The 12706-nt window shown below is 43.0% G+C and carries 8 protein-coding genes, 1 pseudogene and 1 riboswitch; of the genes and pseudogenes, 4 read left to right on the plus strand and 5 right to left on the minus strand.

The features are described from left to right. Positions 1-40: 40 nt before the first annotated feature. The 5 genes and pseudogenes from tnaA to phoB all read right to left on the minus strand — a co-directional run bounded on the left by tnaA (position 41) and on the right by phoB (position 6469). A complete protein-coding gene (gene tnaA, locus JCM10512_RS08010) occupies positions 41-1414 on the minus strand; it encodes a tryptophanase TnaA (RefSeq protein ID WP_044162005.1) in 1374 nt (457 codons plus the stop codon). Between the two features lie 178 nt (positions 1415-1592). Then, positions 1593-2462 (minus strand): hypothetical protein, encoded by an 870-nt coding sequence (locus JCM10512_RS08015; RefSeq protein ID WP_044162008.1) that lies wholly within the window; start codon positions 2460-2462, stop codon positions 1593-1595. Between the two features lie 284 nt (positions 2463-2746). Continuing rightward, a riboswitch (cobalamin riboswitch) is annotated at positions 2747-2962 on the minus strand. An 18-nt stretch (positions 2963-2980) separates the two neighbouring features. Next, the gene (locus tag JCM10512_RS08020; protein ID WP_044162010.1) at positions 2981-3916 is read right to left on the minus strand and encodes a DUF5106 domain-containing protein; all 936 of its coding nucleotides are present in this window, start codon (positions 3914-3916) and stop codon (positions 2981-2983) included. Positions 3917-3984: 68 nt separating this feature from the next. Continuing rightward, positions 3985-5766 (minus strand): two-component system sensor histidine kinase PhoR, encoded by a 1782-nt coding sequence (phoR, locus tag JCM10512_RS08025; protein ID WP_044162086.1) that lies wholly within the window; start codon positions 5764-5766, stop codon positions 3985-3987. 14 nt (positions 5767-5780) lie between these two features. Further along, positions 5781-6469, minus strand: a pseudogene (phoB, locus tag JCM10512_RS08030) (two-component system response regulator PhoB). Between the two features lie 1122 nt (positions 6470-7591). Here phoB and JCM10512_RS08035 point away from each other — a divergent pair. The 4 genes from JCM10512_RS08035 to JCM10512_RS08050 all read left to right on the plus strand — a co-directional run bounded on the left by JCM10512_RS08035 (position 7592) and on the right by JCM10512_RS08050 (position 12486). Further along, positions 7592-8788, plus strand: a complete 1197-nt coding sequence (locus JCM10512_RS08035) for a hypothetical protein (protein ID WP_044162012.1) — start codon at positions 7592-7594, stop codon at positions 8786-8788. A gap of 98 nt (positions 8789-8886) precedes the next feature. Next, entirely contained in the window at positions 8887-9696 is an 810-nt protein-coding gene (locus JCM10512_RS08040; protein WP_148298323.1) for a DUF3805 domain-containing protein, read from the plus strand. A gap of 14 nt (positions 9697-9710) precedes the next feature. Continuing rightward, positions 9711-11594, plus strand: a complete 1884-nt coding sequence (locus JCM10512_RS08045) for an ABC-F family ATP-binding cassette domain-containing protein (RefSeq protein WP_044162016.1) — start codon at positions 9711-9713, stop codon at positions 11592-11594. Positions 11595-11646: 52 nt separating this feature from the next. Then, a complete protein-coding gene (locus tag JCM10512_RS08050; RefSeq protein WP_044162017.1) occupies positions 11647-12486 on the plus strand; it encodes a histidinol-phosphatase in 840 nt (279 codons plus the stop codon). The last annotated feature ends 220 nt before the right edge of the window (positions 12487-12706 follow it).

Genomic DNA, 12706 nt, shown 5'->3' on the forward strand with positions numbered 1-12706 from the left:
CTATCTGTGTCTTTTGTTCGATACGTTATTGTTATTATTGTCAAATTCGTTCCAGTTTTACTGTGAAATGGCGCATTAACGGTGCTTCCCAACTGATGCGTACTCCATGCGTTATGCGTTCACGCCGATCATATACATTTTTAAGAGCTACTGCTATTACATCCATGTGATTGTTGGTATATACGCGTCGTGGAATTGCCAGTCGGAGTAAATCCAAACCATTGAAACGATTCTCTTTCGTAATCGGATCACGGTCGGCAAGTAAATAACCAATTTCACATCCACGGATTCCTGCCTCCAAGTATAGCTCAATAGTAAGTGTTTGCGCCGGGAACTCCTCTTTGGGCACATGTGTCAACACTTTAGGAGCATCTACAAAAATGGCATGTCCGCCTGCGGGACGTTGGTAGGGGATGCCATACTCATCCAGTTTTGCCGCCAGATATTCCACTTGCCTGATGCGTGTCTCTAAGTTATCGAATTCAGTATTCTCGTCCAATCCGATAGCTAATGCATTCATATCGCGCCCATTCATACCGCCATAGGTGAGGTAACCCTCATATTGTACGCAGAAGCCTTTGGCGCCTTCATACCAATCTTCTTTTCGTGTGGCGATAAATCCTCCCATATTGACGATGCCATCCTTCTTGGTGCTCATAGTCATGCCATCTGCCAAATCGAACATTTCGCGGGTGATCTCCTTAATCGATTTGTTTTGATAACCTTCTTCGCGCATTTTAATAAAATAGGCGTTCTCGGCAAAGCGGGCAGAGTCGAAAAGAACCGGTTTACCATATTTATCAGCAATAGCACGTACCTCGCGTAGGTTTTGCATAGACACGGGTTGCCCACCTGCTGTATTGTTGGTAATAGTCACGATGATGAACGGGATGCGATCGGCATGCTCGGCTAAAGCCTTCTCGAGTTTTATCGGATCTACATTACCTTTGAAAGGAATCTCTAGTTGAGTTTGTTTCGCTTCATCGATGGTGCAATCCAGTGCGATGGCATGTCGTCCTTCGATATGGCCCTTGGTAGTATCGAAGTGTGAGTTACCTGGAACAATATCTCCCTCGTGAACAAGGTAGGAGAAGAGAACATTTTCGGCGGCTCTTCCCTGATGTGTGGGGATTATATACGAGAATCCGGTAAGGCGGGTGATTGTTTCTTTAAGATTAAAGAAAGACGTTGCGCCTGCATAACTTTCATCTCCCAGCATCATGCCGGCCCACTGGCGGTCGGACATAGAGCCTGTGCCGGAGTCGGTAATCAGATCAATGTAGACCTGTTCGGATTTGAGTTGAAATACATTGTAGTGTGCCTCTTTAATCCATTGTTCCCGCTCTTTGTAAGTGCTTTTACGGATAGGCTCTACCATCTTAATTTTCCAGGATTCAGCAAAAGGTAATTCCATGGTCGTATAATTTAGTATTAGTCTGACGAATGTAAGATGAAAAGCTGAAATAGCCAAGAAAACTTTTACTTTTTGTTAATCAGATCCCAACTTTTATTTATTCTATGCCGGTAGGTAAAGTCTCGAATCAGGAAATCCTTTTTATTAAGATTGTTTGCTCCCTTGTTGGGAGTCACTTTTAGAAAAGAACGAATCCGCAAACTTCTGTAGATACTTCGCCAATTGCTTCCACGTCCTTTAGAATGGCACTTTGTACCTTTACGAAATGAATGCTCTTCAGGGTTATCTTTTCTCCATTCAGATCGATTGCATTATCCAAGTCAAACTGATTGTACAGATACCGGCCGTCCTTGTCAAAGGCGCTGTCTTTTCCCAGATTGTCGGCATAGCCATATTCAAAGTCTTGGTTCTTCCATACATTGTCTTCAAAGATCGTACGTGGTGCCAGCATGCTTCCTGTCAAGGTGTAAGCATCTTCTTTAATCCAGTTGGGATAGTACATTTGGTCGTGAAATTGCGGAAGATATTTGATGACTCCACTTCCTTCCTGATTATCTTCCCATTCTATGTCACCCACTTCGGCAGGGCGGTGGTAAGTAACTGAATAGTTGCGTTTCGCTTCATCACTTCCTAGCAGCTCGTACCAAGTATCATCCGCAATACCGTTGCCGTTCGTATCTTCAGATACCCATACAATGCCCGGTTCCGAACTATTCGTAAACGGATTACCTATGATACCAAAGTCATATCCCTTTTGATTCTTTATTTCCTCGGGCATTTTGACTGTAATGTATCCTCCAAAAGCCCCCAAGGAGACAAAGTAACCGCTCTTGAGGCGACCTTCGGCATACGCATTAGCTTCGGCCATCGTTTTGACATCGAAATTCTCGTTGATAAACTGTCCGGGAGCAGGGCGGTATTCAAGCACTTCTACTTCCAATTTGGGTACTTCAGGATCTTCCGGTATTTCTGGAAAGACATCATGATCGTTGCCGCATGAACTTAGTGCGATAGCTGCTGCAGCTAAAAACAATTGATACTTTTTCATAATTTGTTTGGTCGTTTAGCTTATTATTAATAGTTATAAAATCACGAATACGAGACAGTAGCTAGCTCTGTGTTTTATGTATACTTGTTTTATCGACAGTCTGGCATCTTGTCTAAATGCTCTGTAAGTTTATAATTAAGTGTCCGGGCGAAATCACTTCGACCGGACACTCCTAATAAACTTGGCAGAGTTTATTGGTTTATACATACTTTCTTTGAATAAGGGGTGAATGTAATGATAGACAAAGTCCGGTTCATCAGATTCAATGCTTTTTCCTCGAAAGCTGTGAAATAGGTAGCATGGTAGGTCTTCTGACTCGTTCCTGTTTCAGGCGCCTTCCCGGAGGTATGTATACTCCAGTGGCAAAAGTAAGTGCCTGTAACGTTTGATATGGAAATTACAGCAGCGGGACTGTTCAGGATTTACACCTGATTCCCTTTTAATCGCTAACCTCGGGTCATAAAGGTGAGGGTCGCGAACCAATGCGCAACAAAGATAGATATATTTTTTGAATTAGGTTAGTGTATTAACAAATATTCTTCTACAGCTTGTTCGGGAGCATCTTTGAGTAATACTTTTTTGTCTTTATCAAGCAAGTATAAGGTAGGAATTGCCTTTAGATCATATAGTTGCTGCTCTTTAATCGCAAGCTTTTTGTCGTAGGCGTTGATCCATTCAGTCGGGAAGTCGTTATAATGTTTCTTCCATTCGTCCAGTTCTTCATCCGGATAGATCGATAGTATGGTCAGGCTTTTGTTTGCAATCAATTGGTTGATAACGGGCATACTTTTCAGTTTGGCAATTGTCTCACCGCAAGCTTGGCAACCGGGGTTGCTGATGAATAGCAGTGTGTAGCGCGATTTGATATGATAAAGAGAATTTTGTCCGCCGGAAGCCAATGTATAAGTGAAATCGAGTGCTTTGGTGCCGATCCGATTCTTTTCGGCCAGTTTCAGGCGGGCAATCGGACGTATCTTGTCAGTTTCATTCAGTAGGGGGGAAGCGATCATCGCTTCCAGCACCGGAATGTAGAATTCTTCATTACGCATGGGCGAGTTTGGATCGTAAAGATACTTGTCGGCCAAGTCAGCCAGATGGTCGAATACCTTTCTTTCCACATTTGCTTTGTCCATCACGCCTCGTATTGCTTCTTGAGCAGTTGTCAGTGGAACGTGGTTTAAGATATCGCAGTAATTCGCCCATCCTTGTTCGGTAACCTCAGGGTGGTGTATATAGTTGGTATCAGCAAAATTAATGTGATCCCAATAATGCTTGATAAGAAAATCAGCCCGTTGCTCCGGAGTTGTGTACATGGGGGGAATGCTGGGTAAGATAAAGGTTGTTATCGTATCCGAAGAGGTGGCATTGGTGCTTTGATTAGAAGCACTACCACTGTTGCAAGCACACAATAGAACGAAATATGCGGGAAGAAGTAATTTTATATTCTTTTTCATTACCAACTATTTTTGTATTTACGATTAGTAGATGCAAAGATAATTAGCATTTTGCTCTATTCAAAATTTTATTTCTCTTTTGATAATGTAAAGATGAATTCCAGTCCGCCTCCTTGGTTGTTTTTAGCTGAGATATTACCCCCGTGAATGATAACAGCATTCTTTACGATAGCCAGTCCCAATCCTGTGCCGCCCAGCTTACGCGATCTACCTTTATCTACCCGGTAGAAGCGTTCGAAGAGTCGGCTCAGATGCTCGGGCGATACACCGCCACCGGTATCTGAAAAGCTGAAATAGTAGAAATGTTCATCCTCACGGAAGCAGTTGATGTTGATTTGGATGTTTGTGCCGGCATAAGCGATGGCATTATCCATCAAGTTTCGGAATATTGAATAGATGAGCGAATAACTACCCTTTAGCTGAATACTCTTTTTCAGTGAATTGACTACGGTAATATGTTTTTCTTCCAACTCCAGAGAAACTTCATTAACGATGCTGGCAACAAGCACACTGATATCCACCCGTTCCATGTCGATCATATTGGCGGCTTCGTCCATGCGGGTGAGCACGGAGATGTCGCGCAGTAACCGGCTTAAGCGGTTGCTTTGTGCATAACATCGTTCCAGAAAGACATTCATCTTTTCGGGTGCTATGTTTTCATTGTTGACGATCGTTTCCAGATACCCTTGAATGCTGCTGACCGGAGTCTTGAGCTCATGGGCAATGTTTTGCGTTAGTTGACGCTTCAAACGTACCTGTTCTTCCTCCTGCGTGACATCATTGATTGAAATCTCGAAGCTGGCGTCTTGGAAGATGATACACTCGATGACGAATGTACGGCCGTTCTTATTGATATTGATCGACATTCGTTTTTCACTCTTACCGATGGAGCGTTGTTCCTGATGTTTGTTGATGAAACCGGTAATATCTTTCAGTTCGTTAATAGCAAAAACCTCTTCGGTTGTTTCCAGGTTAGAGTCCGAAATCAGGTTGCTGTATTGAGTGAAGAGGTTGTTGACCAGGATCTCTTTCTTGTCTTTGGTGAAAATACCCAGTCCTTCATGAGATATCTGGAGGTGGGTGATCAGTTTTTCTCGTTCAATATACAACGCTTCTTTCGTTTCATGCAGTCGTTTGTAGATCTGGATGATATGCTGAGAGATCTCTCCCAGTTCATTATGCGGGAAGGCGAATTGCATATCCATCTCAATCGGTTTATTCCGATCGGCACGCATGGCAAATTCCCGTAGCTGACTGATGGAAGTTCCTAGCTTTTTGGTGAACTTATAGAAGATGATTAGTAAGAGGATCGAGGTGATGCCGGTAAACCAGATGAAATGCGGGTCAGCCTTTAGGTTATTGATCAGGCTGACGTTGTAGGGGAGAGCCGAGCGAACAATATAATCTCCATACCGAGTAGCCGAGTAGAAGTAAGACACACCGGTCGTTTCCGAAGTACGGCGTACATCATATCCTTGTTCGTGCTCCAAAGCCTTTTGCACTTCTTTCCGGTTGAGGTGATTTTCGAGCGGATGTTTATGTGCTTTATAGCTGTCGTAGATGACATTCCCTTGCAAATCGATCAAGGTGAGGCGCAAGTTGGTCAGGGTATGACTTCGGATATACTCGTTCGCTGTTTTATTTAAGTCGGGATGCATGCTGAGTCGTTCGTACAAGCGGCTATTATAATCTTGCAGTTGCATATTTAGCAATTCGACCTTGTACGCCTTTTCGCGCTGATATTGGTAGGCTATGAAACAGATGATAAACGTCAGAAACAAGGAAGTGACTGACAGAAATAATTTTCCACTGAACGTTAGAAAATGTTTGCGAGAGGTGGACTGTTTCATGATCATAGTTATTATTATTCAGCTTCAAAGCAATAACCGTAGCCCAGGCGGGTTACAATGCATTTCCCATAAACCCCGATCTTCTTCCGTAAGCGGGTGATGTTTACGTCGATTGTACGGTCGAGTACATAGACTTCGTCGCTCCAGATGCGCGTTAGTATATCCTCTCGGGAAAATACGCGTCCTTTGTTTTGTACCAAGAGGAGTAGAATCTCAAATTCTTTTTTGGTTAAAGATACTTCTTGGTCATCGATGCTTACTTTCTTTTTGGTTGTATCGATAATCAGGGATTGATAAACAAGTTGTTCGGGTTCTTTTTCTGTTTCGGCAGTGGCGGTGCGGCGCAATACAGCTTTTACGCGGGCAATGACTTCGCGGAGTGAAAATGGTTTGGAAATATAATCGTCCGCTCCGAGGTTGAATCCCGTAACCGTGTCGTTTTCAGTATCTTTCGCAGTGATAAAGATAATGGAGACTTCGGCTGTTTTCTTGTCTTTCTTTAGCATATTGGCTAGTTTGAAACCCGATATTTCTCCCATCATTACATCGAGTAGAAGTAGCTGATAGCTGCTAATGTCCATTTTCAATGCTTCTTCGGCCGATTGGTAGTATCTACTGTGTAGCCTTCGTTCTCGAGATTAAATTTTAGAATTTCACAGAGGTCTTCTTCATCGTCAACGACTAAAATACGGTAATCATTCATAAGATATATGTATTAAAAATGTATTAAAATAAAGTACTGCAAACACAAAGTTAAGCTTTTATTTTATTTCGGTACAAAGATGAATGAAGTTTGTTACGGACAAATGAAACAAATATTACATTTAGGTTACACGTTAAATTTCCTCTAAAGTCTGGCAAAGCCCCGGAGAAGAAAAATAAGATGTTTTCAAAGATCAGTCTCCATCTCTGCATCCGCCAATTTCGACTTGCACATTGGCATCCTATTATCCTGCCAAATACCTGGTAATCGATCGTTAATATCACACCAATCTCCCCTATACACGTGTGTAGTTATTGCCTTCAGTCCTTCAGTTTGCTATCTAATTTGTTGCTATCTAATTGGATAATCCTGAAACCTAGGGCTGAAAGTAGAAGAAATAGGTTTCAGTGCTTTCAGGTGTTAAACTCATCTTGATAGATTACCGAACTTCCGCGAAGAATCTTTTTTAGGCTGGGTATGCGGAGCAGCCAACCTAGGTCAGCCGATCGGCCAACATAAGTCAGCTGTTCGGCCGACTTGTATTGGCTATGAAGTTTATGGATGCATGGATGTATAAGCAATGGCTTTTTAACTTGCTCATTCCGGGATTTTAGACGCTTACTCTAACCCTATTGAGAAGGCTGAAACCTGTATTGGTAATAGGCTTCAGCCTAAATCGTCTATTGTTCAATAAGTTATATCTAAAACTGAAAGCTGAAAGACAAAAGCGAAACTTTATTTTCATACCATTTACATCCGGATTTCCCGGAATGAATAGTCCATTTGTTTTTTATCAGAAGTATTATCGCGTGTAAATCAGAGAAACAGCGTGGAAAAGAACGGATGTGAGAGAAAACGATCCGACTTTTTCTGAACAAGCCCTACTGTCCATGTAGTCGCATCGCTTAACAGTCTACTTTCCTGATATAACTACTATCTGTTTGAATTATGGCTGTATTGGATTGACTTTGGATGATGAAAATAGGTAAACGATCCGTAGCAAGCGTGAGCAATTATTTTGATTTGTGGAGTAAACTATTCGCTGATTAAATACGTTTATACCTAGAAATTTTATAAGTTTGCTGACGCATAGAAGATTCTATAAAGATAAGTTAAAAATCAATGGTAAGAATAGACCTGAAACAACATCGACGCGAAGTAATAGGAGCAGGCATTGTACTGCTTATTCTCTTGGCAGGAGTCATGTCGATTTTCAAATGCTCTTCGTTTAATTCCAGCTTTGAAATAGCGGATGATTTGGGTGGAAATATATTCCCTTCTGCTATCCTGTCCGTTGCCACTACGGATGCGCAAGTTATTAAACCTTCTGATTCTCTAGCACTGGGAAATCCGAAATCATGCATAGCAGTCCGGCTGAAATCCGGTGCTGCATATAGCCGGGTGCGAATAGAAGTTGCGGAGACCCCTTTTTATTCTCGCTCGGTGTCGGAGTTCGTACTTGACAAAGCGCGGACAGAATATACGATCTATCCCGATATTATTTGGAATTACGAAGCCTTGAAAAACAACGTTCAGGCCGAACCCATTAGTGTAGCTGTTACCGCTGAATTGAATGGAAAAGACTTGGGACAGCGCGTTCGTACATTCTCTGTGCGAAGCGTCAATGAATGCCTCCTGGGTTATGTTACCAACGGAGTGACATTCCATGATACCGGTATTTTCTTTGCTGCTTATGTCAATGAGGAGAATCCAATGATCGACCAATTGCTTCGCGAAGCCCTGAATACCAAAATCGTGAATCGCTTTTTGGGTTATCAGAACTCGGCTAAGGGAGCGGTAGACAAACAAGTTTATGCCCTTTGGAATGTATTACAGAAACGTAAATTCCAATATAGCTCGGTCTCTAATACGAGCCTTTCTAGTAACGTTGTTTTCTCACAACGTGTACGCACGTTCGATGATGCGTTGCAATCTTCGCAAATCAACTGTGTGGATGGTAGCGTTCTGTTTGCTTCCCTTCTTCGGGCTATCAATATTGAGCCGATTCTGGTTCGGACGCCCGGGCATATGTTTGTGGGCTATTACACCGATAACTCGCATAAAGAAAAGAACTTTCTTGAAACCACTATGATTGGCGATGTAGACCTCGACGACTTCTTTCCGGACGAGCAATTGGACTCTACGATGGTTGGAAAATCGCAGAACGAAATGTCATTGCTGACTTTTGATAAGTCCAAACAGTACGCGAATAAGAAATATAAGGATAATGAATCCGGTATCCATTCGGGCAGACTGAACTATATGTTTCTGGAAATATCCAAAGAAGTACGACGGAAAATTCAGCCAATCGGAAAGTGAACCGCGCACGGTACACTTCTCTTAAATATCACGATCCTATTAGTATGTTTCTCTTTTTTGTTGTACATTTGTCCAACTTATAATCAACTCGTAGAATGATGCAAGGTAAGAAATATATCTCTCCCGGAGCATGGTTTTCCATGATATATCCTTCGGATTGGAATGAGTTCGAAGACGGTGAGAACTCATTTTTGTTCTATAATCCCGATGTTTGGACAGGAAACTTCCGAATATCCGCTTATAAAGGAAACGCTGATTATGGAAGCCAGACCGTTCGGCAGGAACTGAAGAATAACGACTCCGCTTCGCTAGTGAAGATAGGTACCTTAGCCTGTGCTTATAGCAAAGAGATGTTTCAGGAGGAAGGTACATACTATACCACCCATTTGTGGGTTACCGGTATAGACCACATCGCTTTCGAATGTTCGTTTACAGTACCCAAAGGAACAAGTGTGAGCGAAGCGGAAGCAATCATCGCTACCCTTGAGATCCGTAAAGAGGGACAAAAGTATCCAGCCGAATTGATTCCGATTCGGTTGTTGGAAATCTATCAGGTAAATGAAAGCTATGAATGGGTGGTCTCTACGGTCAAGGAAAAACTGAAGAAAGATTTTCAGGGAATGGAAGATGACCTGGCTAAGTTGCAAGAGATTGTCGACAGTGGACTGATTGCTCCCAAAAAGCGGGATGAGTGGATGGCTGTCGGTATTACAATCTGTATCATTCTTGCCAACGAGGTAGAGGGAGTAGAGTGGATGACCTTGATTGACGGAAACCGGGAAGCGCCCGTTTTGCAATATAATGGTCACCTGATCGACCCTATGAAACTGATATGGAGTAAAGTTAAGGCAGGGCAAGTCTGCGATGTGACTGAGACCTATCAGAGTGCTTTAAAAGACGAAAAGTGATGAATTAACCATATATGGCTGTAATACCTTATTTACAAATAGACAATCTGACTAAATCATTCGGCGATTTAGTTCTTCTTGAAAATAGTTCACTTGGCATAGCCGAAGGCCAGCGAGTAGGATTGATTGCCAAGAATGGCAGCGGAAAAACCACATTACTTAATGTTATTGCCGGCAAGGAGGGATATGATAGCGGAAACGTAGTTTTTCGCCGTGACCTGCGTGTAGGATATCTCGAACAAGATCCCCAGTACCCGGCGGAATTGACTGTGCTCGAAGCATGCTTTCACCATGGTAACAGTACCGTGGAACTGATTAAGGAGTATGAACGGTGCATGGAGACCGAAGGACATCCGGGATTGGATGAGCTTTTGAATCGTATGGATCAGGAGAAAGCCTGGGAGTATGAGCAAAAGGCGAAGCAGATTCTGACTCAATTAAAGATACGCAACTTCGACCAACAAGTAAAACAACTTTCGGGCGGACAGCTCAAGCGGGTAGCTTTGGCAAACACGTTAATAACGGAGCCGGATTTCCTCATTTTGGATGAACCGACCAACCACTTGGACCTGGATATGACCGAATGGCTTGAGGAATATCTCCGTCGGACAAATCTCAGTCTGTTGATGGTAACGCACGACCGTTATTTCCTCGATCGCGTTTGTTCGGAAATTGTTGAAATAGATAATCGTCAGATATATCAATATAAAGGTAATTATAGTTATTATCTGGAGAAACGGCAGGAACGCGTCGATTCGAAAAACGTTGAGATAGAGCGCGCCAACAACCTTTATCGTACGGAGTTGGATTGGATGAGGCGTATGCCACAAGCTCGTGGCCACAAAGCCCGTTATCGTGAAGACGCTTTTTATGAATTGGAAAAAGTTGCCAAGCAGCGTTTCAATACCGATAATGTGAAGTTGGAGGTAAAAGCGTCTTATATAGGAAGTAAAATCTTTGAGGCCGATCACTTATGCAAACGTTTCGATGATCTGACGATACTGGATGATTTCTCCTACATCTTTTCTCGCTATGAGAAAATGGGAATTGTAGGGAATAACGGTACCGGTAAGTCTACTTTTATCAAGATACTGCTGGGGCAGGTAAAGCCTGATAGCGGTACGGTAGATGTAGGGGAGACGGTCCGCTTTGGTTATTACTCGCAGGACGGATTGCAATTTGATGAGCAAATGAAGGTTATTGATGTCATTCAGGACATTGCCGAAGTTATCGAACTAGGTAATGGGAAGAAACTGAGTGCGTCTCAATTCCTTCAGCATTTTCTGTTTACTCCTGAAACCCAACATAACTACGTCTCTAAACTCAGTGGGGGAGAGCGTCGCCGGCTTTACTTATGTACAGTCTTGATGCGTAACCCGAACTTCCTGGTCTTAGACGAACCTACCAATGACCTCGACATCATAACCCTGAATGTACTCGAAGAGTATTTGCAAAGTTTCAAAGGATGCGTGATTGTCGTATCCCACGACCGCTACTTTATGGATAAGGTAGTCGACCATTTGCTTGTGTTCAACGGACAGGGTGATATACGCGACTTCCCCGGGAATTATAGCGATTACCGCGACTGGAAAGAGGCCAAATCCCAAAAAGAGAAAGAAGCAGAGAAGCCGCAAGAGGAAAAGACAGTTCGCGTTCGTTTGAATGAAAAGCGGAAGATGAGTTTCAAGGAAAAACGAGAGTTCGAACAGTTGGAACAAGAAATTGCTGATCTGGAAGTAGAAAAAGAACAGATCGAACAGTCACTTTGCAGCGGTACGCTTTCGGTAGATGAGTTGACCGAGAAGTCGAAGCGTTTGCCTGAGGTAAACGATCTTATTGACGAAAAGACGATGCGCTGGTTGGAGTTGAGTGAAATAGAGGCTAATCTATCTGCTTGAGCTTACGATTCGCCTGCTTATTAACCTAATTACTAAACCATATACTTGCCGTATGACCAACCTGACCAACTACCATAGCCACTGCCTGTATTGTGACGGGCGGGCGAGCATGGATGAATTTATTCGATTTGCCGTTAGCGAAGGATTTACGTCTTATGGGATCTCCTCCCATGCTCCGCTTCCGTTTGCTACTGCATGGACTATGGAGCGGGATTGCATGGACGATTATCTTGCTGAGTTTCGTCGTTTAAAGGAGAAATATGCTGATCAAATCGAGTTGGTGATTGGGCTTGAAATCGATTATTTGAATGAAGAAAGCCATCCGGGTATCCCTTATTTTCAGAAGTTGCCACTTGACTACCGGATAGGTTCCGTGCATATGCTGTACAATCCTGAAGGTACAATAGTCGACATCGATACGCCGGCTGATGTGTATCGTGGCTTGGTGGACACCCATTTCGAGGGAGATTTAGACTCTGTGATTCGTCTTTATTATAGCCGACTGCGTCGTATGGTTGAGCTGGGAGGCTTCGATATTGTGGGGCATGCAGATAAGATGCATTACAATGCGTCTCTTTATCGGCCGGGCTTGTTGGATGAATCTTGGTACGATCTCCTGGTGAGTGATTATTTTGCAGAAATAGCCCGTCGGCAATATATTGTTGAGATTAATACTAAGGCCTATCATACACTGGGGACTTTTTATCCGAACGAACGCTATTTCCCTTTATTCAAGGAATTGGGAATACGGGTACAGGTTAATAGTGACGCTCATTATCCGGAACGAATAAACTCCGGGCGTCCCGAGGCTTTGGCGGCTTTGAAAACCGCCGGCTTTGATTCGGTGATCGAATGGCATCAAGGTGGTTGGGTAGAGGTTTCAATTCAATAAAGAAGAGTGGCAAAAAGAAAACACCTTTTCTTTTTGCCACTCCATTGCCACTTGTTTTTGTAAGACTAATGGGGGGATCGACAAGTGGCAATAAACAAATGGAGGGATATTTGAATTTCGTGCAATAGTCATATTCCACGAACGTCTATTTTAAGTCCACTCCGACTGTCTGTCATCGCATAAATGTATGGATGATTTCGCTTTTTTTTGAACAGAATCA

This window comes from Bacteroides reticulotermitis JCM 10512 (assembly GCF_000517545.1).
Lineage (GTDB): Bacteria > Bacteroidota > Bacteroidia > Bacteroidales > Bacteroidaceae > Bacteroides > Bacteroides reticulotermitis.

What these genes read in the sequence shown, in the direction of transcription:
- JCM10512_RS08040 (WP_148298323.1), top strand. Translation starts at nt 8,887, where the DNA reads ATGCAAGGTAAGAAATATATCTCTCCCGGAGCATGGTTTTCCATGATA.
- JCM10512_RS08045 (WP_044162016.1), top strand. Translation starts at nt 9,711, where the DNA reads ATGGCTGTAATACCTTATTTACAAATAGACAATCTGACTAAATCATTC.
- JCM10512_RS08020 (WP_044162010.1), bottom strand. Translation starts at nt 3,916, where the DNA reads ATGAAAAAGAATATAAAATTACTTCTTCCCGCATATTTCGTTCTATTG.
- tnaA (WP_044162005.1), bottom strand. Translation starts at nt 1,414, where the DNA reads ATGGAATTACCTTTTGCTGAATCCTGGAAAATTAAGATGGTAGAGCCT.
- JCM10512_RS08035 (WP_044162012.1), top strand. Translation starts at nt 7,592, where the DNA reads ATGGTAAGAATAGACCTGAAACAACATCGACGCGAAGTAATAGGAGCA.
- phoR (WP_044162086.1), bottom strand. Translation starts at nt 5,766, where the DNA reads ATGAAACAGTCCACCTCTCGCAAACATTTTCTAACGTTCAGTGGAAAA.
- JCM10512_RS08050 (WP_044162017.1), top strand. Translation starts at nt 11,647, where the DNA reads ATGACCAACCTGACCAACTACCATAGCCACTGCCTGTATTGTGACGGG.
- JCM10512_RS08015 (WP_044162008.1), bottom strand. Translation starts at nt 2,462, where the DNA reads ATGAAAAAGTATCAATTGTTTTTAGCTGCAGCAGCTATCGCACTAAGT.